22 protein-coding genes are annotated in these 23,154 nt (G+C 43.0%); 18 read left to right on the top strand and 4 right to left on the bottom strand.

Features of this window, described 5'->3' with window-relative positions:
• From BP74_RS12300 to yidD, 13 genes are all read left to right on the top strand, one after another.
• Positions 1 to 537: a CvpA family protein gene (locus BP74_RS12300; protein WP_496374521.1), complete on the top strand. Its 537-nt coding sequence runs from the start codon at positions 1 to 3 to the stop codon at positions 535 to 537.
• A gap of 87 nt (positions 538 to 624) precedes the next feature.
• On the top strand, positions 625 to 1,401 hold the full coding sequence (locus BP74_RS12295; protein ID WP_496374519.1) for an alpha/beta fold hydrolase: 777 nt from the start codon (positions 625 to 627) through the stop codon (positions 1,399 to 1,401).
• Positions 1,402 to 1,434: 33 nt separating this feature from the next.
• Positions 1,435 to 2,091, top strand: a complete 657-nt coding sequence (locus BP74_RS12290; protein WP_496374517.1) for a CBS domain-containing protein — start codon at positions 1,435 to 1,437, stop codon at positions 2,089 to 2,091.
• Positions 2,092 to 2,451: 360 nt separating this feature from the next.
• On the top strand, positions 2,452 to 3,330 hold the full coding sequence (locus tag BP74_RS12285; RefSeq protein WP_496374515.1) for an NAD kinase: 879 nt from the start codon (positions 2,452 to 2,454) through the stop codon (positions 3,328 to 3,330).
• A 116-nt stretch (positions 3,331 to 3,446) separates the two neighbouring features.
• A complete protein-coding gene (gene porG, locus BP74_RS12280) occupies positions 3,447 to 4,289 on the top strand; it encodes a type IX secretion system protein PorG (RefSeq protein WP_496374513.1) in 843 nt (280 codons plus the stop codon).
• Positions 4,290 to 4,437: 148 nt separating this feature from the next.
• Positions 4,438 to 5,187 (top strand): undecaprenyl pyrophosphate synthase, encoded by a 750-nt coding sequence (gene uppS / locus BP74_RS12275; RefSeq protein WP_496374511.1) that lies wholly within the window; start codon positions 4,438 to 4,440, stop codon positions 5,185 to 5,187.
• A 307-nt stretch (positions 5,188 to 5,494) separates the two neighbouring features.
• Complete coding sequence (locus BP74_RS12270; RefSeq protein WP_496374509.1) at positions 5,495 to 8,224, top strand: BamA/OMP85 family outer membrane protein; 2,730 nt, start codon at positions 5,495 to 5,497, stop codon at positions 8,222 to 8,224.
• Between the two features lie 49 nt (positions 8,225 to 8,273).
• Positions 8,274 to 8,786 (top strand): OmpH/Skp family outer membrane protein, encoded by a 513-nt coding sequence (locus BP74_RS12265; RefSeq protein ID WP_496374507.1) that lies wholly within the window; start codon positions 8,274 to 8,276, stop codon positions 8,784 to 8,786.
• Between the two features lie 81 nt (positions 8,787 to 8,867).
• A complete protein-coding gene (locus tag BP74_RS12260) occupies positions 8,868 to 9,437 on the top strand; it encodes an OmpH/Skp family outer membrane protein (protein ID WP_496374505.1) in 570 nt (189 codons plus the stop codon).
• 174 nt (positions 9,438 to 9,611) lie between these two features.
• On the top strand, positions 9,612 to 10,430 hold the full coding sequence (gene murI / locus BP74_RS12255; RefSeq protein WP_496374503.1) for a glutamate racemase: 819 nt from the start codon (positions 9,612 to 9,614) through the stop codon (positions 10,428 to 10,430).
• A 228-nt stretch (positions 10,431 to 10,658) separates the two neighbouring features.
• Positions 10,659 to 10,814, top strand: a complete 156-nt coding sequence (gene rpmH, locus BP74_RS12250) for a 50S ribosomal protein L34 (RefSeq protein ID WP_072836616.1) — start codon at positions 10,659 to 10,661, stop codon at positions 10,812 to 10,814.
• Positions 10,815 to 10,890: 76 nt separating this feature from the next.
• Positions 10,891 to 11,298: a ribonuclease P protein component gene (rnpA, locus tag BP74_RS12245; protein WP_496374501.1), complete on the top strand. Its 408-nt coding sequence runs from the start codon at positions 10,891 to 10,893 to the stop codon at positions 11,296 to 11,298.
• The gene (gene yidD / locus BP74_RS12240) at positions 11,282 to 11,512 is read left to right on the top strand and encodes a membrane protein insertion efficiency factor YidD (RefSeq protein WP_496374499.1); all 231 of its coding nucleotides are present in this window, start codon (positions 11,282 to 11,284) and stop codon (positions 11,510 to 11,512) included. Before rnpA ends, yidD begins: the two co-directional genes overlap by 17 nt.
• Before the next feature lie 68 nt (positions 11,513 to 11,580).
• On the opposite strand, the gene BP74_RS12235 is transcribed toward yidD, so the two are convergent.
• The gene (locus BP74_RS12235) at positions 11,581 to 12,189 is read right to left on the bottom strand and encodes a superoxide dismutase (protein ID WP_496374497.1); all 609 of its coding nucleotides are present in this window, start codon (positions 12,187 to 12,189) and stop codon (positions 11,581 to 11,583) included.
• Positions 12,190 to 12,503: 314 nt separating this feature from the next.
• Between BP74_RS12235 and BP74_RS12230 the strand changes: the two genes are divergently transcribed.
• Together BP74_RS12230 and BP74_RS12225 are read left to right on the top strand one after the other, a co-directional pair.
• Entirely contained in the window at positions 12,504 to 15,617 is a 3,114-nt protein-coding gene (locus BP74_RS12230) for a SusC/RagA family TonB-linked outer membrane protein (RefSeq protein WP_496374495.1), read from the top strand.
• A gap of 10 nt (positions 15,618 to 15,627) precedes the next feature.
• Entirely contained in the window at positions 15,628 to 17,034 is a 1,407-nt protein-coding gene (locus BP74_RS12225) for a SusD/RagB family nutrient-binding outer membrane lipoprotein (RefSeq protein WP_496374493.1), read from the top strand.
• 405 nt (positions 17,035 to 17,439) lie between these two features.
• Here BP74_RS12225 and tadA read toward each other — a convergent pair whose 3' ends face one another.
• Entirely contained in the window at positions 17,440 to 17,877 is a 438-nt protein-coding gene (tadA, locus tag BP74_RS12220) for a tRNA adenosine(34) deaminase TadA (RefSeq protein WP_496374491.1), read from the bottom strand.
• Positions 17,878 to 17,945: 68 nt separating this feature from the next.
• Complete coding sequence (locus BP74_RS12215; RefSeq protein ID WP_496374489.1) at positions 17,946 to 18,392, bottom strand: hypothetical protein; 447 nt, start codon at positions 18,390 to 18,392, stop codon at positions 17,946 to 17,948.
• Between the two features lie 90 nt (positions 18,393 to 18,482).
• Here BP74_RS12215 and BP74_RS12210 point away from each other — a divergent pair, with 90 nt between their 5' ends.
• From BP74_RS12210 to BP74_RS12200, 3 genes are read left to right on the top strand one after another with little or no spacing between them, the layout of a single operon-like run.
• On the top strand, positions 18,483 to 19,379 hold the full coding sequence (locus tag BP74_RS12210) for an alpha/beta hydrolase (protein WP_496374487.1): 897 nt from the start codon (positions 18,483 to 18,485) through the stop codon (positions 19,377 to 19,379).
• Between the two features lie 28 nt (positions 19,380 to 19,407).
• Positions 19,408 to 19,923, top strand: coding sequence for a GNAT family N-acetyltransferase (locus BP74_RS12205; RefSeq protein WP_496374485.1), 516 nt, complete (start codon positions 19,408 to 19,410; stop codon positions 19,921 to 19,923).
• A gap of 45 nt (positions 19,924 to 19,968) precedes the next feature.
• The gene (locus BP74_RS12200; RefSeq protein ID WP_496374483.1) at positions 19,969 to 21,741 is read left to right on the top strand and encodes an ABC transporter ATP-binding protein; all 1,773 of its coding nucleotides are present in this window, start codon (positions 19,969 to 19,971) and stop codon (positions 21,739 to 21,741) included.
• On the opposite strand, the gene BP74_RS12195 is transcribed toward BP74_RS12200, so the two are convergent.
• Entirely contained in the window at positions 21,734 to 23,119 is a 1,386-nt protein-coding gene (locus BP74_RS12195; protein ID WP_496374481.1) for an aldehyde dehydrogenase, read from the bottom strand. The two genes, BP74_RS12200 and BP74_RS12195, sit on opposite strands and share 8 nt — an antisense overlap.
• Between the last annotated feature and the right edge of the window lie 35 nt (positions 23,120 to 23,154).

Genomic DNA, 23,154 nt, shown 5'->3' with positions numbered 1-23,154 from the left:
ATGTTCATAGATACGGTTGCCCTTGTTTTATTGGTTATTTCAGTATTTAAAGGTTTTACAAAAGGTTTTATTGTAGCCCTTTTTTCATTCCTGGCTTTTATTATTGGCCTGGCAGCCGCATTAAAGCTTTCAGCACTGGCAGCCAGCTATATTGGCAATACTGTGAATATCTCCCAGCGATGGTTGCCGGTTATTGCCTTCCTGGTGGTTTTTTTAATAGTGGCACTTTCCATACGCCTGGGAGCAAAAATGCTGGAAGGTGTTGTGAAGCTGGCCATGCTGGGCTGGTTGAACAGGCTGGGTGGGATAATTTTCTACATACTGATCTACTTTTTTATATTCAGCATATTGCTGTTTTATGCGCAACAACTGCATGTATTAAAGCCTGAAACCATTGAGGCATCAGTAAGTTATCCATGGATACAACCTATTGCCCCTAAAATAATGAGTACAATGGGAGCGGTTATACCATTTTTTAAGGATATGTTTGATCAACTATTACAATTCTTTCAAAACGTTTCTGGTAAGAAACCGTAGGCATGATATTGTGTTTTGTATTGTTGCGATAGCTTAGGCATTTGAGGTAAAACGTTTATTTTAGCAAAAATTAGATTGATTAAGCCGATGCAATATTCCATTAAAGAGCAAGGCAAGTTTAAATATATCGAGGAAGGAGAAGGTGAACCTTTGGTGTTGTTGCATGGATTGTTTGGTGCCCTAAGTAATTTCAAAGATCTCATTGAACATTTCCGTTTGCAATACAAGGTGGTAGTTCCCATGCTGCCTTTGTTTGACCTGGATATTTTGCACACCAGTGTTGGTGGCCTAGCAAAACACGTAAACAAGTTCCTTGAAACAAGGGATTATAAGAATGTGAACCTGTTGGGTAATTCACTGGGTGGCCATGTTGGCCTTGTTCATGTATTGAAAAACCCCGAGAGGATCAAGTCGCTGATATTGACCGGCAGTTCCGGACTTTTTGAAAATGGTATGGGGGATACTTATCCCCGTCGAGGAGATTATGAATACATCAGGAAAAAGACCGAAGTGACTTTTTATGATCCTAAAATGGCTACCAATGAATTGGTGGACGAGGTATTCGAGATCACCCGTAACCGTTTAAAAGTCATAAAGATCATAGCACTGGCTAAAAGCGCCATCAGGAATAACCTGGGTGAAGAGCTCAATAATATCAAACAGCCTACCTTATTGGTCTGGGGCAATAACGATACGATTACCCCTCCTTTTGTGGCACGGGAATTTAACAGGCTTATACCAAACAGCGAGCTGCATTTCATTGATCAGTGCGGGCATGCACCCATGATGGAACAACCGGCGGAGTTCAATGCTATTTTAGATAAATTTTTGAAAAAGCTCAGCCAGCCTGCAACAGTTGTATAATATCGCTTGTCTTTATTATTGAAACCGTTAGCTATGTTAACCCGCGAACTCATATCGAACTCAATACCTTATCTCCATAAAGAAGATAAAGTGCATCATGCACTGCAGCTTATGAATGATTACCATGTAGCTCATCTTCCCGTTGTGGAAAATGATAGCTACTTGGGCATCATCAGCGAAGAACAATTACTGCAAAGCGATGACGACGACACACTGGATGAATTGAATATTACGGATGGAACGACATCCGTTCAGGCTAATGATCACTTTCTGAAAGCCATTCAAACCGCTGTTGTCAACAAGCTCAGCGTAGTTCCCGTGGTAGAAGAAAAGCAACTCCTGGGGATTGTTACCTATAATGACCTGCTGCGCAATGCTTCCAATTTTATGAGCCTGAACGAGCCCGGTGCCCTGATCGTGCTGGAGATGGACAGTAAGAACTATTCTTTTAACGAGATCAACCGTATTGTTGAATCCAACGATGCGCAGATCACGCAGTTAAATACTTTCACCGATCCCGAGACGGGCATGAGCCAGATCACCATTCGAGTCAGTAAGCTGGAGGTATCTGATATCATTGGCACCTTCCAGCGTTACGAGTACAATGTGAAATATTATTTTGGCGAAGAGTTGTTTGAAAATGAACTCAGGACGAACTATGATAACCTGATGAACTATTTGAAAATATAAGTGTTTCTGGTTTATTGTTTTTGGTTTCTGGTTCTTCAGGTTAATGATACCTTATGCCATTCGGGCTTGCTTTTGATTCAAGAGCAACACTAATTGAATTTCATTTTACGATTTACTGTTTCTTAGAAAATAGCTTAGCATGCTTTCTGCTTTTGGCGATAAGGTATAATATTCAAAATTTTTTTTCTTGCACATATAATGTTTTTGAAGCTGCCATTGTTTGAATCCCAAACAAGGAATCCAAAGAATATAAATCCCTCATCATGCCTGTTAGCTGATTGCCGCAACGGGTAAAACAATCTATATTTACAGTCACGGTACGCCAATTGATTCAAGGAATTTTAGCTAAAAGGATACGTTTTGAAGGTAGCGATATATAGCAGGGTGTTGGATGAAGCCCAGCAACAGTACATACAATTGTTTTTTGATGAACTTCAGAAGGAGGGCATTGTACCTGTTATTTTCCTGCCTTTCTTCAACGAGATCAAAACCAAACTTTCTCTTCCTGAAACTACAGAGACCTTTTCTTCGCATGTGGACCTGAACGACCAGATTGATTTTGTCATCAGCCTTGGAGGTGATGGTACCCTGCTGGATACCGTTACCCTGGTAAGGGATAAGAATATCCCGGTGGTTGGTATCAATTTCGGCAGGCTGGGTTTCCTGGCCAGCATTGGGCGGGAGGAGATGGTGGAAGCTATAAAAGCGCTTGCCCGGCGGTCCTATATCATTGACCGCAGAACATTGATACACCTTGATTCCAATGTGCCAATGTTCAGTGATGTGCCCTATGCACTGAATGAATTTGCCATTCATAAAAGAGATACCTCACCTATGGTGAAGATCCATACCTACCTGAATGGAGAGTTGCTGAATACTTACTGGGCGGATGGTTTGATACTGGCAACACCCACAGGTTCAACCGGTTATTCTTTAAGTTGTGATGGTCCCGTGGTATTTCCCGATGCCTGCAGCCTGGTTTTGACCCCTATTGCACCCCATAACCTGAATGTTCGGCCAATCGTGATACCTGACAATACCATCATATCTTTTGAAGTGGAAAGTCGTGCGGATGATATTATCTGCGCCCTGGATTCACGCAGGGAAATAGTGAGTAAGAATGTTTTACTGGCAGTAAGAAAGGAGAATTTCATGCTGAACCTGGTACGCCTGAACGAAAACAATTTCCTGCAAACCCTTCGCAACAAGCTTTCCTGGGGTCTTGATAAAAGAAATTAGGCATTCTGAAGAGAGAAGCTTTTTATTTTCATTCAGTCTCCTGATTTTTTCCCTCTTCAATACCAAACGACACTAAATTGCGTTAAATCTCGAAGCTAAAATCTTATTTTGCAGATATGAGAAAATTTCTGGCCCTGGTTATGTATTGCCTGCCCCTGGGAGTTTTTGCCCAGAATTCCATAGTGCAGGAAGGGGAATTTGGTGTGGGTGTTGGCGCCGCACATTATTTTGGTGACTTGAATACCAAAGCGAAATTGAACCGGCCCAAACTGGCTGCCAGTATTTTCTTTCGAAAGAATTTCGGTAATTATATAGGTCTCAGGGTGGAAGGAACCTTTGCCCAATTGGGTTATTCTGATGTGTACAATACGCATAATGAATACATGAGAAGGCGTAACCTGAGTTTTAATACCAATATCTGGGAACTGGGACTGCAGGGAGATTTTAATTTCTTCCGGTTTATGCCCGGAGATCCTGATTTCCGTTTTACACCTTATATAACCTTGGGTGTCAGTGCCTTTAACTATGATCCGTATGCATACCTGGATGGACAGAAATACAACCTGCGCCAGCTAGGCACTGAAGGGCAAAATGACCCGACAACCACTAATAACAAACCTTATGGCACTATGGCCTTTGCCGTTCCTTTTGGCGTGGGTGTAAAATATTCCCTGAATGACAGGATGAATATTGGCTTCGAGATCGTTCACCGGTTTACGAATACTGATTATATAGATGATGTGAGCAAAACCTATGTAGATCCATCCGTATTTCCTCCCAACCCGGACGGAACGCCTAATCCTGCTTACCTGTTATCAGACAGATCATATGAAACTGGGCCTAGGATAGGAGCCAAGGGGAGGCAAAGAGGCAATAGCCAGAATAAGGACCAGTTTGCAACGGCAATATTATATGTAAGCTTTAACCTCCAGAGTTATAGATGTCCTTCAGCTAATTAATCATACTTTCTATATTCTTAGGTAAAAAGTACGGTTTACGCCGTGCTTTTCCATTTTAATAACACTATGCTCGGTATAGCTGATTATTTTTGTATTACTAAACCTGCCCGGAAGGTCAATAATTACCGGGAGATCTTAACCAGAAATCATGTCTGAGCTTTTAGCACAAGTAGATAAAAACCGTTTACCTCAACACATAGCTATCATCATGGATGGCAACGGGCGTTGGGCCAAGGAACAGGGACAGGACCGCCTTTTTGGACATTACCAGGGTGTGGAAAGCGTGCGGGACATAGTGGAAGGTTGTGCTGAACTGGGTATCAAATACCTGACCTTATATGCTTTTTCCACTGAAAACTGGGACCGCCCCCAGTATGAAGTGATTGGACTGATGGAACTGTTGGTAACAACCATCCGTAATGAAGTGGAAAGCCTGGATAAGAATAACATACGCCTGCATGTTATAGGTGATATGAACATGCTCCCCGAATATGCCCGCAAGGAATTAAATGAAGCACTGGAGATCACAAAAAATAATACAGGCCTCAACCTGGTCATGGCATTGAGCTACAGTGGCCGCTGGGAATTGTTGAACGCTGTGAAGAACATTGCCTGGGAAGTGAAGAAAGGAAGGATCAATATTGAGGAGATAGATCATGAAACACTCCAGCAATACCTCTGCACCAGTAATTTTCCAGACCCTGAATTAATGATACGCACCAGTGGTGAATACCGCATCAGTAACTTCCTTTTATACCAACTGGCCTACGCTGAATTGTATTTTACTAATGTTCGCTGGCCTGATTTCAGAAAGGAAAACCTTTATGAGGCGCTTATTGATTACCAGAACAGGGAGCGTCGTTTTGGGAAAACCAGTGAGCAGGTTGAAACCGTATAGTCTCCCATAGACCCTCCAAGGAGTAGAAGGCCTCCCCAACCCTCCCAAAAAGGGAAACAGCCAGCACACAGGCTAATTTATTCAACCACACAAAAAACTTCAAACATCTCCTGGTCGTGAGCGCTTATTTATGTATGTAAAGAATGTAAAACTAAATGGGTCTGTACGAAGATGGTCACCTCCTTTGGAAGAGGTCGGGAAAAGGCCCGTTACGGGCATCTGTTTTAACAAAACCGATTGAAATTTACCTTTAATTTGCCTGCCAAACTGCGATTTGCCTAATTGCATTACCGACTGAACTTATTATATGCGACGATTTTTATCCGGAATTCTTACTTTAAGCTTGTGCACGCTCATTGCTTCTATTTCATATGGCCAGGATACTACAAAGGTTACTTCAGTTGACCCCGACCTGCTTGCACTTCAAAATTCCAGGGTACCAAAAGAATACATCATTAATTCAGTCAAGGTAACCGGTTTAACTACACTGGATTCAGCCATTGTTCTTTCTATTTCAGGCATCCAAAGAGGTGATAAGGTTATGATACCTGGTGGAGACGCTTTTTCTAAAGCCATTACCAATTTATGGCGCCAGCGTTTTTTCAGCAACGTGGAGATATTCATTACAGGTGTTCATGAAGATCATATCGACCTTGAGATCAATGTGCAGGAAAGACCTAAGCTGGGTAATATCAAGTTCACAGGTATTAAAAAATCCGAAGCCGAAGAGATCCAGGGTAAGGCAGGTTTGGTGCGCCAGACCATTATTACAGAGAATACACGTCGTAATGCTATAGAAGCAATCAGGAAATTTTATACTGAGAAAGGGTTTATGAACGTGCAGGTAGATATTGAAGAAAAACCCGATCCTGCATTTGTTAATTCCAATTCACTGACTTTTCATATCAACAAAGGAAACAAGGTAAAGGTCAATGAGATCAATTTCTATGGTAATGAAACTGTTGGCGATCTGCAATTGAAAAAGCAACTTAAGGGTACAAAGGAAAGAACCAAGTTTACGCTCAATCCTACAAAAACACCAAGTCCTTTTGGTGAGAACAACTCTTTGACCTTCGGGGATTACGTTAAGGATTATGGCTTTTTATCTCTTTCTAAAACAAAGGCCCTGTTGGATCCTTACTTCCGCTTTAAATTATTCAGCAGTGCTAAATTCGACCGCAAGAAATTTGAAGAAGATCTTCAAAGCGTAGTGAATTATTACAATTCACAGGGTTACCGTGATGCACAGGTGTTGGATACTGCCTTGTATTATAATAAAGACGGCAACCTGCAGGTTGACATCAAGGTGGCTGAAGGCAATAAATATTATTTCGGCAACATAGCCTGGAGAGGTAATACGAAATATCCCGATTCATTATTAAATACAATTCTTGGTATCAACAAGGGCGATGTTTATAATGTTGACATACTTAATAAACGACTGGGCAAGCAGCTAAGCGCAGAAGGTGGTGATATTGGAAGCTTGTACCAGGATGATGGATACCTGTTCTTCCGTGCCGACCCGGTTGAGACCTCTGTATATAATGACACTATTGATTACGAGATCAGGGTAGTGGAAGGACCGCAGGCCCGCTACAGGAACATTACCATTAGTGGTAATGAAAAAACAAAAGATTATGTGATTCGCCGTGAATTGAGAACTATGCCGGGTGAATTATTCAGCCGTGCTGACCTGATACGTTCACAAAGAGAACTGGCAAACCTGCAATATTTCAACCAGGAAAAGATCAACCCTAACGTGGTGCCTAACCAGGATGATGGTACGGTGGATATTAACTGGGAACTGGAAGAGAAGTCTTCCGACCAGTTGGAACTATCTGCCGGTTGGGGAGGAGGTGTTGGTTTGACAGGAACCCTGGGTGTTACTTTCAATAACTTCTCTATCAAGAATATCTTTAAGAAAGATTCATGGGACCCATTGCCACAGGGTGATGGCCAGAAGTTAAGCCTGCGGTACCAGTCAAATGGCCGGGCGTATAATTCCTATAACTTCTCCTTTACCGAGCCATGGCTGGGAGGAAAGAAGAGAAATTCTTTCACAGTGGCTTTATACCGTAGTAAGTTTTCCAATGCTTACAATTATAGTACGGGGATGTTTGATAAAGCCAAATCAGATACCAACTATTTAAAAACTTTTGGAGCTTCTGTTTCCTTAGGTAAGCAATTGAAATGGCCGGATGACTTTTTCAGCCTTGTCTATTCTTTGAACTATACAAAGTATAGCATGCGCAACTATCCTATTTTCTCAGGGTTTGACAATGGAACTTCCAATAACGTGAGTTTCAAGTTAGCCCTTCAGCGCTCCTCAGTGTATGATCCTACCTTCCCGAGAAGCGGATCTAACTTTGTGGCCAGTGTGCAGCTGACACCTCCTTATTCATTGCTGAATCCAGACCTGGTTACTTCAGGCAATCCGTATAAGAATCCTGAATACCATAAATGGCGCTTTACATCAGAGTGGTTTGTACCAATTGGAAAACCAACAGGTGCCGATAAGAACCGCCAGTTTGTATTGAAGTTAGCTGCGAAGTTTGGTTTCATGGGTCGCTATAACAACAAGCTGGAAGTATCACCATTTGAGCGTTTCCAGCTGGGTGGCGATGGTTTGACAAACAGTTATGGTTTGTTGGGATATGATGTTGTTTCATTAAGAGGGTATCCTGTTTTTGAAACCTCTGATCCTTCAATCAATAATCCAGACCAGACCAGCACCAATAAGTTCTTTACCATTTTCAATAAATATTCCCTGGAGTTGCGTTATCCATTGGTAACAAACCCCGGTAGTACCATATACGGACTGACCTTCTTTGATGCAGCCAATGGCTGGTACAATTTCAAGGAGTACAATCCTTTCCGTTTACGTCGCAGTGTGGGTGTGGGTATGCGTTTCTTCCTGCCTATGTTTGGTTTGTTAGGATTTGACTATGGGGTAGGACTTGACCGTTTGCAGCCTGGAGCTAACCGCTTTAAGAATGCGACGCGCTTCACCTTTATGCTTGGATTTGAACCAGAATAAAAAAAGGTGTCAGCATATTTATTAACTTGATTGCATTAAATCAAACTATATGAAAAAGGTATTCCTTCTTGCAGCCTTCTGCTTATGTATTATTGGTTTTGCCAACGCTCAGCGTTATGCGGTGATTGATACCAAGTACATCCTGGATAAAATGCCGGAATATAAAACGGCGCAAAAAAACCTGGATGACGTAGCGGCAGGATGGCAGAAAGAAATAGACGGCATGCAGCAGGAACTGGATAAGATGTATAAAGACTTTGATGCCGAACAGGTAATGCTTAGTGATGAATTGAAGAAGAAAAGAGAAGACCAGTTGTTTGTAAAGGAGAAGAATTTAAGGGATCTGCAGCGCCAGCGTTTTGGCTTTGAGGGAGAACTTTTCAAGAAAAGGCAGGAATTGATAAAACCCGTGCAGGACAAGGTTTATAACGCAGTGCAAAAATTAGCGGTAGCACGTGGATATGACTTTATACTGGATAAAAGTGAGGGAATTACGGTTATATTTGCCGACCCTAAACTGGAAAAAAGCGATGATGTGCTGAAAGAACTGGGTGTGAAATAATAAATATTTTCTAAAACGATTTTTTTAATACAACCATAAATCAAAAAAACGAATCATAACTAAACATCACAAATCAATCTCATGAACAAAATCAAATTATTTTTAGTTGCAGCAACTATTTTCACTATCGCAGGCAGCGCTGCAGCACAGAAGACTGGATACATCAGGGTGGATGATGTAGTAAGATTAATGCCTGAAACTGCCAAGGTGCAAACTACCCTGGAAAAATTCCAGGCTGATTCGTTACAACCAAGGTTCAATTATACATTATCAGAATTTCAACGCAAGGATAGCATAGTAAATGGCAAGGACTCGTTAAAAACACCTGCTGCTGCACGTGCTAAAATGCGTGAAGAAATGCAACAGGATATGTACGAATTGCAAAACTGGCAACAGTTGTCACAGCAATTAGTTCAAAACAAACAGGAGCAATTATTAGAGCCTATTTATGCTAAAGCTGTAACAGCTATTCAAACAGTAGCCAAAGAAAGCGGTTATACTTATGTGTATACCAAAGATGCTTTACTGGTAGCGCCAGAATCAGATGATCTTTTACCCTTGGTGGCTAAAAAACTAAACCTGACCATTCCCGGAGGTGCAAAAGCAGCTGCAAGCAGACCAACTACACCTGCGGCAGGTAAAAAACAATAATTCATTCAATTTCATATAGTCATCCCGCTTCCCTTCGAAGCGGGATTTCTTTTTATAACTAACGGTTAATCTTTATTTTACATAATAGCTTATTCCCTTGTCAACATTTCAACTTGTTAACCTGTTAACCCCTTTCCATTCATCCCCCTATCTTCGTAACTTATACTTTACTACATGGGTCCAATCGGTGTTTTTGATTCAGGTTATGGTGGATTAACGGTTTTGAGAGCATTTGTCGATCAATTACCTCAATACGATTATGTATACCTGGGAGATAATGCACGCTCACCCTATGGTACCCGTAGTTTTGATACCGTATACAGGTACACGCTGCAATGTGTGAAGTGGTTACTGGACCAGGATTGTCCGCTTATTATCCTGGCCTGTAATACTGCTTCTGCCAAAGCATTAAGAACTATCCAGCAACATGACCTTCAGGGACTCAACCCTGATGCGAGGGTATTAGGCGTGATACGGCCAACCACCGAGGTTATTGGAAATTACACCAGCACCAATAATATAGGTATACTGGCCACTTCCGGAACCGTTCAATCAGAATCGTACCCGATAGAGATAGAAAAGTTCTTTCCACATATCAGGGTGGAACAGGAGGCTTGTCCCATGTGGGTGCCCCTGGTGGAGAATAATGAACACCAGTCAGAGGGGGCAGACTATTTTATTAAAAAGAATATAGACAACCTTTTAGGCCGCGACCCGGATATTGACGCCATTTTATTGGCCTGCACGCATTACCCTTTATTGAAGGATAAGATCCGGAAATTTCTCCCGGATCATATAAAATTGTTATCACAAGGGGAGATCGTAGCGCTTAGTCTTGAAGATTACCTGCAACGTCACCCGGGTATGGAGGCACGTCTTTCCCGGCACGGTCAGCGAAGTTTTTATACTACTGATGCCCCCGGGGATTTTGATACCAGGGCTAGCCTGTTCTTTGGCGAGGCCGTGAGTTCCAGCCATGTAGGTATTAATTAATTTACCCCGTTGCCAATTAAGGGGTCAGAAAGCCCATCTTGTTAAACTGCAAGGGGCTATTTTAACAGCATTCCAGTCAAAATCTTTGAATTTGCGATCTCAAATCTCCCAATTCTCCCCTACCTTTGCCGTCCTTTCACAAAACCAACGGGTGTGGTGACCTGTAGGTAACTGAAACCAGCCTGGCTCTCCACAGGCATTTAGTAACGTGAAAAAACTGATTAAACAATGAAACGTACATTTCAACCGCATCGCCGCCGCAGGAAAACAGTTCATGGATTCAGAAAGCGCATGCAGACAGCTAATGGTAGGAAAGTGTTGGCAAGCCGTCGTGCTAAAGGACGTCATAAGCTGACCATCAGCGATGAGAAGAAATTAAAATAATTGAACTCTGCCCAAGGGCATAGATCGTTTACATCATTAGCCTCTTTTAAGAGGCTATTTTGTTTTATTTTACAGCATGGCCAAGCCCTTTGGACTAGGTAAAAAAGAAAAGCTCAAAAGCCGCAAGCAAATAGATACGCTGTTTGCTACCGGGAAAAGCTTTACGGTTTTCCCCATCAGGGTCACCTACAGGTTTTTGCCCACTGAAGAAGAGCCGCTGGCGCAAATAGGGGTGACGGTGAGCAAGCGGTATTTTAAGAAAGCTGTTGACCGAAACAGGGTTAAAAGATTATTGCGGGAGGCTTATCGTCTTCAAAAACCAGAACTCGCCTTGCAGCTGAAGCAGTCAAAATTGAAAGCTTATCTTTTTTTTATTTATACGGATAAGACCATTGCTTCTTTCAACGTTTTTAAAACAGCCATGTCTTCCTGCCTGAGAAAACTGCAACATAAACTGGAGACGGTTCATGAAGACACTACTTAAAATATTAGCCCTTCCTTTTATTGGCCTGATCAGGATCTACCAATGGGTGATCTCTCCCTGGCTGGGACCTAAGTGCCGGTTTACGCCTACCTGCTCACATTATGCAGTGGAAGCTTTTCAAAAGCACGGCGTGTTTAAAGGCTTCTGGCTTACTGTCCGGCGTATCAGCCGTTGCCATCCCTGGGGCGGGCATGGTTATGACCCCGTTCCGTAATTTTCAATTTAAAATAAGGGGCATAAAAAAAGAGCTCATGAGAGCCCTTTTTATTATACTTGATTTTTTTACTTACCGGCATTATCAAAATGCTGAGCAACCTTGTTCCAGTTGATCACATTCCAGATATTGGTGAGGTATTCGGGCCTCCTGTTCTGATATTTCAGGTAATAGGCATGTTCCCATACATCTATACCAAGAATAGGCGTTCCTTTTACTTCAGCCACATCCATTAATGGATTGTCCTGGTTGGGAGTGGAAGACACTTCCAGTTTACCCTCTTTTATTATCAGCCAGGCCCAGCCGCTTCCAAAGCGTGTAGCGCCTGCAGTGTTTACTTTCTCTTTCAGGGCATCCAAAGATCCAAAGGTTTGATTGATGGCATCAGCCAGTTTGCCTGATGGTTGTCCACCTGCATTGGGTGCCAATATTTCCCAAAAGAAACTATGGTTCCAATGGCCGCCGCCATTATTACGAACTGCAGGTGAAATGGTGCCTGCATTACGAACCAGTTCTTCAAGACTTTTATTTTCATTGGGACTGCCGGCGATAGCCTTATTCAGGTTATCTACATATGCCTGGTGGTGTTTATCGTGGTGGATCTGCATGGTTTGCGCATCAATATGAGGTTCCAGGGCGTCAAACGCATACGGTAAGGGAGGAAGAGTAAAAGCCATAACAATTGTTTTTAAATTTTTCTATTAATTATAAATCTTCTTGATTAAGGAGACACAAATTTATTAAGGATCGATGGAATGACGGCTGCAATCCCCGAATTCTTTCTGCTGTTTTAGTTTGCGTGTTTTGCGGTGTTGATGAGGTTTAGTCATTATAAAAATCTTAACAATTCAATTTTTTTGATAACTTCCCATTGGAAATTGACACTATGCGGAATCTTTGCAGGGTTGTGCAGGATTCTAACAATGTTGCCCCTTGTGGGAAACGGATACTAATTGCTAATTAAGACCAATAATAATCAACATTCGCTTTTATGAAGAAAACACTGCTATCTGCATGGATACTGCTATTTATATCCATGCCATTCTGGGCGCTGTCCCAATCCCGGCAAATTACAGGTATCGTCAGCGATGAAAAGGGTGCTCCCCTTTCAGGCGCTTCTGTTTTGCAAAAAGGGACAACCAATGGAACGAGTACGGATGACAGGGGAAGTTATACCCTGACCGTTACCGGTGTAAGTCCTGTCCTGGTATTTTCCTATGCAGGAAGACAATCACAGGAAATGGCCGTAGGTACCGGGGCTATCTACAATGTAAGCCTGGGTTCTTCGGGGGCCATGTCGGAGGTAATAGTAACTGCCCTGGGCATCCGTAAAGAAAAACGCTCCCTGGGATATACGGTTCAAAGTGTAAATGCTGAGGACCTCACAGTGAACCACCAGTCCAATGTTGTCAATGCGCTGCAGGGTAAGGTTGCAGGTGTTACCATTTCCAGTACAGGTGGTGCACCGGGACAAGGTGCAAGGATACAGATCAGGGGTATCAACTCCCTTGATGCAGGCAGGAATAACCAGCCCATCTTTATAGTGGATGGTGTGGAAGTTGACAACAGCACTTTTGTAACGGGTGGCGGTGATACCAGGGGTATGACCAACAGGGCTGCAGATATCAACCCTGACGATATTGAAAGCATCTCTGTATTAAGAGGTGGTGCTGCCACAGCCTTATATGGTATACGTGCCGCCAATGGCGCTGTGTTGATCACCACTAAGTCTGCCCGTGCAGGAAAAATACAGGTAAGCTATACCGGTAGTTACGGCTTTGACAATGTCAATAAGACCCCGGATGTACAAACAAAGTTTACACAGGGATACCTGGGTGTTTATGATAAGACCAGCTTCTGGCCTTCATGGGGACCAACTGTTGAAGCGGCCAAAGCGCTTGATCCCACGCACCCTGACCAGATCTTCAATAATTTTAAAAGAGCCTACAGGCAGGGAAACCAGACACGTCACAGCATCAACCTGGGTGGCGGATCTGAACTGATGCAACTCGGTGCTTCTTTTTCCTATTCTAATCAGAATGGTGTTATTCCTTTCAGTGATTATAAAAGCTATAATGCCAGGGTGAATGGTAACCTGAACGTAAGCAGTAAAGTGAAGATAGGCGCCTCTATGAACTTTATCAATTCCGGTGGTTCCCGTGTCAACTCCGACCGTTATGGTGAACAATTGATCTACTGGTCTCCAAGATGGGATGTGATGGATTATATCAAACCTGATGGTACACAGAAGAATTATGGTACTGACAATGACAATCCTGTGTACACCCTGGCCACCAACCGTTTCTTTGATAATGTGAACAGGATCATTGGAAGCACGAATATTAATTACGCGCCAACAAGCTGGTTGAACTTTACCTACCGTTTTGGTAATGATTTTTATACTGATGGCAGGACGCGTTATGCTCCAGGACCAAAAGGTGTTGTAGGTGAATTAATCAATTCTGATAATGGAATGGGTTTTTACCAGGAACATAATATCAGGAACAGGATCATTACTTCCACTTTTATTGCCAACCTTAATCATAACATCGGCAATGATTTTTCCATTGACCTGAAATTAGGCCATGACCTTAAAGATGCCAAACTGAGAAGAGTAAGTACTACAGGTGATACCCTGGTGGTACCAGATCTTTTCCTTTTGCAGAATACTAAGAAAATACTGGCTTCTAACCTGATAGAAGATTACCGCAACTATGGTGTTTTTGGTGATCTTACCCTGGGTTTCAGAAATTATCTTTTCCTTGAAGTAACAGGCCGTAATGACTTTACTTCAACATTGTCAAAAGATACCCGCAGTTATTTTTATCCTTCCTATAGCCTGAGTTATATATTCAGCGACATGCTGCATCTTCCTACCTGGTGGAGCTATGGTAAGTTAAAGGCTTCCTATGCCAAAGTGGGTAAAGATGGTAATCCTTATGGAACAACAACCGGTTTTGTTCCTGGCGGTCCTATCGGAAGCGTCCTTCCCTGGACCAATGTTGACAGGTTAGGTAACCCATTGTTGAAGCCAGAATTTACAACGACGGCGGAAGCAGGCTTTGAATTGCGTTTCCTGAACAACCGTTTAGGTTTGGAGGTAACAGGATACAAGGCTAACAGTAAAGATCTTTTACTGCCCGTAAAGATCTCCAACACGACAGGTTTTGATGAGGCCTATATCAATGCAGGAGAGATCAAGAACAAGGGTATAGAGATCAGCCTGAATGCAATGCCGGTGAGAAACAACGATTTCTCCTGGGATTTCACTATCAACTTTTCTTCCAATAAGAACGAAGTTGTAAAACTGAACCAGGGTCTGAACGAAATCCTGCTGGAAACCCAGTTTGGTTATCTTTCTTCCAATGCCAACATGAAGCTGATACCTGGTTTTGAATATGGTGCTTTATTCGGCAGAACATTCAAGCGTTATTATGGTACCAAGACGGAAGATCCTTTAAGGATCGACTATGATGCTCCGTTATTAATTGGCGCCAATGGTTTCCCTCAAATAGATACCAAGCAAAAATACCTGGGCAGTTCCCAGCCTGATTATATTGCCAGCACTTTACAAACCTTCCGTTACAAACAATTCGCTATATCTGCTTTACTGGACACCAGGCAGGGTCAAATGAAGTACAACCAGTTTGCCAATTTCATGGCAGCCTTTGGTGTTTCAAAAAAGACAGAGAACAGGACTGAGACCATTGTATTTCCGGGCGTACTGGCCGATGGTACTCCAAATACCAAGGCTGTTTATTTAGGACAGGCTAAAGGTCCTGATGGCGTTGATTATGGTAATGGATATTACAGGAATGTTTACCGTGGTATTACTGAGAATTTTGTGGAAGATGCATCCTGGATCAGGCTGCGTTCACTTTCCCTGACTTACAATCTTCCAGGAAGTATCTTAAACCACACGAAAGTGTTAAAAGGTGCTTCTGTTAGCCTGACAGGCAATAACCTGTGGCTCAAAACCGATTATACCGGTTTTGACCCTGAGTCCAGTTCATTCAGCTCAGGAACAAATAGCTCTGAAGGATTCTCAGGATTCACTTATCCGGGCGTAAGGACTTTTATGGCATCTGTAAACATTCAATTCTAAAAACACTTGCATGAAAAATACACTCACTTATATATTATTACTGTCCGCTTTCGCTATGGGCAGTTGTTCTAAAAACTACCTCGATGTGAACGAGGTAAATCCAAACCAGACGCAAAATCCTCCTATTAACGGATTACTGGCACAGGTAACCTATCAAACAGGCCTGAACTATTTCAGGGCAGCAAATATCACGGCGTACTATACCCAACAACTGGCTTCGCCGAATGCATCAAGCGGGTCGGATATTTATGATAATGTGGATCGCAGTTCGCTATGGTATAATATCTATAATACCATCCAGGATGGCAGGGTGATGAAAGCACAAGCTACAGCCAAGAATGGATACCAGCATATTGGTGTGGCGGATGTAATGGAATCCATGAATATGAGTTTGCTGATCAGCATTTTCGGCGACGCTCCCTATTCACAGGCCTTTGATGCTACAAAATTTACCCCGGGCTATGATAAGGAACAGGATATATTCAATGCCAGTATTAAGCTCCTGGATGATGCAGTGGTGGAATTCAATAAAACGGACCCCACCATCAAGCTTGATGCTGCAAGTGACCTGATTCATAAAGGAAATATCAGTAACTGGATCAAGACAGCCTATGCTTTAAAAGCAAGATTGTTGAACCGCCTGAGTAAAAAAGCTTCATACAATCCTACAGCTATCCTTGATGCATTATCCAAGGCGTACACTTCAAATGCAGATGATGCACAAATAACTACGTTCAACGGAGCCAGTCCCTGGAACCAGGTAGCTGTTAATAATAAGAATTTATTATTGGATGGCTGGATGAGTGAGCAATCTGTTGATGCAATGGATGGTACTACATTTGGTGTCGTAGATCCAAGGCTGAAATACATAGCCGATACAACCAAATTTGGTGATTTCCGTGGCACGCCTAACGGTAAGGGACGTATAGGAACAGGAACAGCACATGAAGAAAGTTACCTGTCCTTGACAGGGTTTTATTCTAAGCCCGGAGCACCATTATTGCTGGTCACATATTCAGAAATGAAGTTCATTGAAGCCGAAGCCACCTTTGCCACTGACAAAGCAAGATCTTACCAGGCTTACCTGGATGGTATTGCTGCCAATATGGATAAATTGGGTGTTCTGACAGCTGAAAAGAATGCGTACCTGACTAATCCTGCAGTAGCAGTGGGAGTAGCCAACTTTACCAAAGACCTTATTTTCAAAGAAAAGTATATTGCTATGTTCCTGCAGCCAGAAGCATGGGTAGATGCCAGGAGATTTGATTACCAGTACAAGGATTTTACATTGCCGGTCAATGCTTTGTTGACCACCTTTATCAGGAGGTCTAATTATCCTTCCACGGAAACAGACCGTAATGCTGGAAATGTTCCTGTTGTTACTTTAACAGATAAGCTTTGGTTTGACCAACCTTAATAGCCTTAGTCAATGTTTAGAAAAGAGCTGCCTTCGGGTGGCTCTTTTTATTGGCAATTGTATATGGTCAATTGTCAATTAGCTTGAGTTTCTGGTTTTTCGTTTATTGTTTCTTGTTGTTAGGTCAAAGAGAACTATGGTATGAATTCATTCATTAGGTCAAATACAGATTGATGTAAGTTTGGTGAACGTAGTATGTAACAGTTCCCAGTTTAAAAATGAGATGGAAAAAATCACAGGGTGTTAATACAGGAATAACACAGAGGTATATTATAGTTTTTTAATTATTCGGTCATATTGGAATTCCTACCAAAACGTTTAAGGGAGAGAAGTGAGGCCAATATACATATTACCCTGTGCCTCTCTGTGTCCCAGGGTCTCCGTGGTTCAATCTCCCGATTCCATTCATCTTCTCATTTTGAAAAATGATTTCATCAGTGTTGCACACTCTTTCTGCAATACGCCTTTTACCAGTTCTGTTTTTGGATGAAATGGAGAGGTGTTTCCGGTAATATGCAGGTAACCATTTTTTTCATCGGAAGCACCATAAACAATCTTGCCGATCTTGCTCCAGTACAAGGCGCCTGCACACATCAGGCAGGGTTCCACTGTAATATAAATCGTTGCTTCAGGTAAATATTTACTCCCCAAAAAATTAAAGGCAGAAGTCATGGCAATGATCTCTGCATGTGCAGTTGGATCATTTAATTTTTCCACCTGGTTGTAACCTCTTGCAATGATCTTATTATTGATCACGATAACGGCACCTACAGGCACTTCTTCTTCGGTAAAAGCCTGCTGTGCCTGTACCAATGCCTGGCGCATGTAATATTCATCATCCATCCCTTCGAAATTATTTATTTGTAAAGGAGTTGCAGCGTAATTTTTTTAATTGAACTTTCAACACCTGGTTAATGGGTGGCGTGTAACTTAGGCATGGGTTCCAGCCCTTCCTTTTTGCGTTGTTGTTTTAGTAAGGCCGTGCCGAAGGTCAGTTTCTTTGCAGTTGGTGATGATTCATCGATCACTCTCCAGAATGGAGTGATCTTTTCCAGGGGAGTTCCTTTCTGGTAAGCCTCGTAGGCCGCTTCTGCAGCTATACGTATGAAGATCCCTGTTGTCAGCGGGCAGGTTATTTCCGCATGGTATTCCGATGCAAGGTCTTTGCGAAGCGTGAGGCTATCAACCTGCCTGCCTTTTGGAATCTGCCTGATATATGCATCTACCAGCCTGGGTGTTGGTATCAGCATCATTTGCCCGGCCTTCACACCACCAAAGTCTTTCTCCACTTTTTCTATTTCGGGGCTGCGGTCAACATTCAGTTTTTCTTCCCAGCTTTTTCTGTGATAGGCACACATGGATTCTTTTTCCTAAAAATAAAGCATGCCTTTATCAAAACCAATGACCAACTTTGTTTCAGAGCTGGCACATCTTTATTACATTTTTGCATGTACCACCAGGCTATTACATTACCTGATCAACGTAAGCTGGGCTTTGCCCTGTACGGCCCTCCTTCAGGACTTCCCCTGCTGTATTTTCATGGTTCTCCCAGCTCAAGGCTGGAGCCGCTGTTACTAAATGAGTTTGGTCTTGACCTGGAAGCATTACTGCTCCAAACCAATACCAGGTTGATAGCTGTTGACCGCCCGGGCATGGGTCTTTCTACATTTAACCCAGGTGGGACTTTTCTTTCTTTTGCAGATGATGTAGCTCTGCTGGCTCACCAGCTTTTCATTAGCTCCTGTCCCGTATTATGCTGGTCGGGTGGCGGACCCTATGCGCTGGCAATAGCAAGGCGATACCCGGCACTGATCAGGAATGTTGGAATACTATGTGGCATCAGCCATCATTTTGATGCATCCGTATTCCGGCAGATGGGTGCCAACCGGTGGTATTTCCGCATGGCCAAATACAGTCCCTGGGCCTTAAAAAATATTATGAATGTATTACGTAATAAAAAACTCAAGTCTCCCATACCGCAAAGGCTAACAGGTCTTGCCTATGTTGATTATGAACTGATCAGGGATGTGACATATCTGAATGCGCTTGCAGACCTTAGTTTTAAGGAAGCCTGTCGAAATGGAGCCGAAGGGGCGGTGCACGAGGCCCGCTTGTATTGTACGGAATTTGGGTTTTCCATTTCAGACATTCAGCAAACAGTCCATTACTGGTGGGGAACCCTGGACAGCAGTGTGTCGGCTATTCACGCGGAAACTGTAGAAAAACAATTGCCATCCGCCATTATGCATTACCGCAATGGTGAAGGACACCTGTCGATGTTTCAAAAAGGTTTTCCCGAAGCTTTGACTGTACTTTTAAACCAAACACCTGTCACTCATCACTAAACAAAATATTTTGCCAGTAAATTGCAATATGAGTCTTACGATTCGTTTGGCCACCAGGGAAGATGCTGTTCTGATAGCAGATATCAGCAGGCAAACGTTTTATGACACTTTTGCTGCTGATAATACTAAAGAAAACATGGACCTGTTCCTGTCCACCCAGTTCACAAGGGGAAAACTTATTATGGAAGTCGGTTCTTTTGGTAATACTTTTTTGTTGGCACAAGAGGGCGATCAGGTTGCAGGCTATGTAAAGCTTCGCGAATCAAGACCACCTAAGTCATTAGGAACTTTAAATGCCATCGAGATCGCAAGGCTTTATTCCCAGGTTGATAAAATTGGTAAAGGAGTGGGTAAGCTATTGATGCAGGCATCCCTTGACTGGTCAAAGCAAATAGGAGCCGATGCCGTGTGGCTTGGCGTATGGGAAAAGAACCAGCGTGCCATTGATTTTTATACCAAATGGGGCTTTGAGAAATTTGATGAAACAGATTTTCTTTTAGGCAGGGATCTGCAAAGGGATTGGTTGATGCGTAAATTCATTTGATGCTGCAAAGGAATTGAAAGGCCTGTTTTTTGCTTTAACTATCTAATGGCAATTTTATGGAAGTATCTCCATCCCCAGCGCTGGCTTATCGTATTGTCTCTTGCGCTGGCAGGTATTAGCCAGCTCCTCAGCCTTGTAGATCCCGTCATTTTTGGTAAGATTATCGACGAATATGCTTCCAAACCTGGTAATCGTACAGAGCATGAACTGGTAAATGGAATTCTTTGGTGGCTGGGAATAGCCATCGTAGTGGCACTGGTGGCCAGGATCGCCAAATCATTCCAGGATTATTTTACCCGCCTTGCCGTGCAGAAGTTTGGTATGCAAATATTCAATGACGGGTTGAAACAAACGCTTCGATTGTCCTTCCAGGAGTTTGAAGAACAAAGAAGTGGTGAAACACTCTCCGTATTGCAAAAGGTGCGTACGGATACGCAGCAATTCATTAATGCCTTCATCAATATTTTGTTTTCTTCGGTTGTAGGTATTGGTTTCCTCATCTGGTACAGCATCACTAAAAACTGGATGCTGATCCCTGTTTTTGTTATCGGCATTTTGGTCCTGGGCTCACTCACAGGTTTGTTAAGCAAGAAGATCAAGACCACGCAACGGTCCATCAATCGTGAGACCAATAAAATGTCTGGCGTTATCACTGAATCATTACGCAACATAGAATTGGTAAAAAGCCTTGGACTGACCTTCCCCGAAATACGGCGGCTTAAAGATCAAACCCTGAAGATCTTTGAACTGGAAATGGTGAAGGTGAAAAAGGTACGCACACTTACCTTCATGCAGGGCACCACGTTAAGCCTGCTGAAGCAATCCATTTTGTTTATTCTTCTCTGGTTGATCTTCCGTAAAGTATTGACAACGGGTGAACTCATTACCATGCAATTCATCTCTACTTCCATTTTCGGCCCCTTGCAGGACCTCGGAAATATCATTTTAAGTTATCGCGAAGTCGAAGCATCCATTCACAGCTTTGACAACCTGATGCACAAGCCCATTGAACTGCGGCCGGAAAATGCGGTTAATATTGGGGAGTTGGAGACTATTCGTTTTGAAGATGTAGTGTTTCGGCACAAAACCGCTGGACACAATGCAGTAGATGGAATTTCCTTTGCAGTGAAAACTGGTGAGACCATTGCTTTTGTGGGACCATCAGGCTCGGGTAAATCAACCCTGGTAAAGCTGCTGGTTGGATTATATAAGCCGGTACAAGGCGATATCTATTTCAATGACCACTCTGCCCAGCAAATACGATATAATGAATTGCGCAGGCAGATAGGATTTGTGACACAGGATACACAGCTCTTTGCCGGTACTATCAGGGAAAATCTTTTGTTTGTGAAAGCTGATGCTACTGATGAGGATATCAAAGAAGCACTACACAAAGCTTCCTGCGAACAACTGTTAAACCGGTCATCGAAAGGAATAGAAACTGTGTTGGGCGAAGGAGGCATGAAATTGTCGGGTGGTGAGAAGCAGCGCATATCCATTGCCAGGGCCTTGTTACGTCACCCGCGATTACTCATTTTTGATGAAGCCACATCAGCACTCGATTCACTGACAGAAGAAGAGATCACCAATACCATTCGTGATGTCTCCAAAAGCCAGGAGCAAATATCTATATTGATCGCACACCGCCTGTCCACTATCATGCATGCCGATGTGATCTATGTATTGGAAAAAGGAAAGATCGTGGAAACAGGCAACCATGATGAGCTGCTACTACAAAAAGGTTTGTATTATGCTATGTGGCGACAACAGGTGGGAGAGCGAAGAGAAACACTGGTAAATGAACCAGGCATTACCTAATGATCTTTTTGAACAGGTTTAGCTTGCCTTTGAATGGAGGGTATTTGATCCCAGGATCAAACCAGGTGGGAGTTTTCATAATAGCCTTGCTATGACTGAAAACATCAAATGAATAACGGCCATGGTACTTGCCCATACCACTGTTGCCCCTGCCTCCAAATGGAAGGTTGAAATTAGTAAGGTGCCAGCTGGCATTATTGATACAGCCTCCTCCAAACGGAACTTCCTCTGTCCATTTCTTTTCCATGGCTTCACTGCTGGTAAATACATACAGGGCCAATGGGTTCGGATTGAGGTTTACGATATCCCTCGCTTCTTCAAAGTTTTTAAAAGGAATTATAGGGAGTACAGGGCCAAAGATCTCATCACCCATCATTGAAGTATTAAGTGGTACCTCCTCTATCAAAGTGGGTTGTATATAAAGCGTACCAGCATCATGTGCGCCACCATAAATGATGGTGCCTTGTTCAAGGTAATGCTGCAAGCGGTAAAATTGTTTTTCGTTGATGATCTTCCCGTAATTATAACTGGAAGAAGGATCGTCGGAAAAGAATTGCCGGAGGCAATGAATGAGTTCTTTGATCAAGGCGTCTTTTACAGATGCATGTACCAACACATAGTCAGGTGCTACGCACATCTGTCCTGCGTTGGAAAATTTGGTCATAGCAATGCGCCGCGCCGCCACCCTAAGGTTGGCATCTGCCTCCACAATGCAGGGACTTTTGCCTCCCAGTTCCAACGTAACAGGTACCAGCTTGCTGGCTGCCATTTGGTACACCAGTTTACCCACCTGCGTGCTGCCCGTATAAAATACATGGTCAAAACGGAAAGACTCCATTAGTTGAGGAACCACTATGGCTCCATCGCCTTCTGCAAACATGATATAGTTGGGAGGGAAAGTTTCCCCTACCAGTTTTTGCATAACGGCCGCAGTGGCAGGCGCAAATTCACTGGGTTTTAAAACTACGCAGTTCCCTGCCGCAATTGCACCGGTTAAAGGCGTGAACAATAATTGAAGGGGATAATTCCAGGGTCCAATGATCAAAACAGTGCCCAGGGGTTCTTTATACACATAGCTCCTGCTGGGAAGGTTCAGCAGGTTGGTAGCAACTTTTTCTCTTTGCATCCATTGGTGCAGGTGCTTCAAGGTGTGGTTGATCTCGGCCACCAGGAAGCCTATTTCTGTAACCCAGGTTTCCTCGGGGCTTTTCTTCAGGTCAGTGTACAAGGCTTCATAAAATTCTTGCTCATACTTCAACACGGCTTTTTTAAGCTTTACCAATTGTTCTTTCCGAAAAGCATAGGGCCTGGTGACACCTGTTTGAAAGTAAGCAGCTAATTGCCCTGGTTGTGCGGTGATTGAAGGTTGGCCTACCATAGTTTAAAAGTACTCTATCGGGCATCAAATCCGGT

This window comes from Flavisolibacter ginsengiterrae DSM 18136, assembly GCF_059568575.1.
Note: the sequence above shows the minus strand (reverse complement) of the source record. Positions and strands in the feature narration are given on the sequence as shown.

Excerpts from the sequence above, each read along its gene's own strand:
- BP74_RS12300 (WP_496374521.1), top strand. The coding sequence starts at position 1 with ATGTTCATAGATACGGTTGCCCTTGTTTTATTGGTTATTTCAGTATTT.
- BP74_RS12295 (WP_496374519.1), top strand. The coding sequence starts at position 625 with ATGCAATATTCCATTAAAGAGCAAGGCAAGTTTAAATATATCGAGGAA.
- BP74_RS12290 (WP_496374517.1), top strand. The coding sequence starts at position 1,435 with ATGTTAACCCGCGAACTCATATCGAACTCAATACCTTATCTCCATAAA.
- porG (WP_496374513.1), top strand. The coding sequence starts at position 3,447 with ATGAGAAAATTTCTGGCCCTGGTTATGTATTGCCTGCCCCTGGGAGTT.
- uppS (WP_496374511.1), top strand. The coding sequence starts at position 4,438 with ATGTCTGAGCTTTTAGCACAAGTAGATAAAAACCGTTTACCTCAACAC.
- BP74_RS12270 (WP_496374509.1), top strand. The coding sequence starts at position 5,495 with ATGCGACGATTTTTATCCGGAATTCTTACTTTAAGCTTGTGCACGCTC.
- BP74_RS12265 (WP_496374507.1), top strand. The coding sequence starts at position 8,274 with ATGAAAAAGGTATTCCTTCTTGCAGCCTTCTGCTTATGTATTATTGGT.
- BP74_RS12260 (WP_496374505.1), top strand. The coding sequence starts at position 8,868 with ATGAACAAAATCAAATTATTTTTAGTTGCAGCAACTATTTTCACTATC.
- murI (WP_496374503.1), top strand. The coding sequence starts at position 9,612 with ATGGGTCCAATCGGTGTTTTTGATTCAGGTTATGGTGGATTAACGGTT.
- rpmH (WP_072836616.1), top strand. The coding sequence starts at position 10,659 with ATGAAACGTACATTTCAACCGCATCGCCGCCGCAGGAAAACAGTTCAT.
- rnpA (WP_496374501.1), top strand. The coding sequence starts at position 10,891 with ATGGCCAAGCCCTTTGGACTAGGTAAAAAAGAAAAGCTCAAAAGCCGC.
- yidD (WP_496374499.1), top strand. The coding sequence starts at position 11,282 with ATGAAGACACTACTTAAAATATTAGCCCTTCCTTTTATTGGCCTGATC.
- BP74_RS12235 (WP_496374497.1), bottom strand. The coding sequence starts at position 12,189 with ATGGCTTTTACTCTTCCTCCCTTACCGTATGCGTTTGACGCCCTGGAA.
- BP74_RS12230 (WP_496374495.1), top strand. The coding sequence starts at position 12,504 with ATGAAGAAAACACTGCTATCTGCATGGATACTGCTATTTATATCCATG.
- BP74_RS12225 (WP_496374493.1), top strand. The coding sequence starts at position 15,628 with ATGAAAAATACACTCACTTATATATTATTACTGTCCGCTTTCGCTATG.
- tadA (WP_496374491.1), bottom strand. The coding sequence starts at position 17,877 with ATGGATGATGAATATTACATGCGCCAGGCATTGGTACAGGCACAGCAG.
- BP74_RS12215 (WP_496374489.1), bottom strand. The coding sequence starts at position 18,392 with ATGTGTGCCTATCACAGAAAAAGCTGGGAAGAAAAACTGAATGTTGAC.
- BP74_RS12210 (WP_496374487.1), top strand. The coding sequence starts at position 18,483 with ATGTACCACCAGGCTATTACATTACCTGATCAACGTAAGCTGGGCTTT.
- BP74_RS12205 (WP_496374485.1), top strand. The coding sequence starts at position 19,408 with ATGAGTCTTACGATTCGTTTGGCCACCAGGGAAGATGCTGTTCTGATA.
- BP74_RS12200 (WP_496374483.1), top strand. The coding sequence starts at position 19,969 with ATGGCAATTTTATGGAAGTATCTCCATCCCCAGCGCTGGCTTATCGTA.
- BP74_RS12195 (WP_496374481.1), bottom strand. The coding sequence starts at position 23,119 with ATGGTAGGCCAACCTTCAATCACCGCACAACCAGGGCAATTAGCTGCT.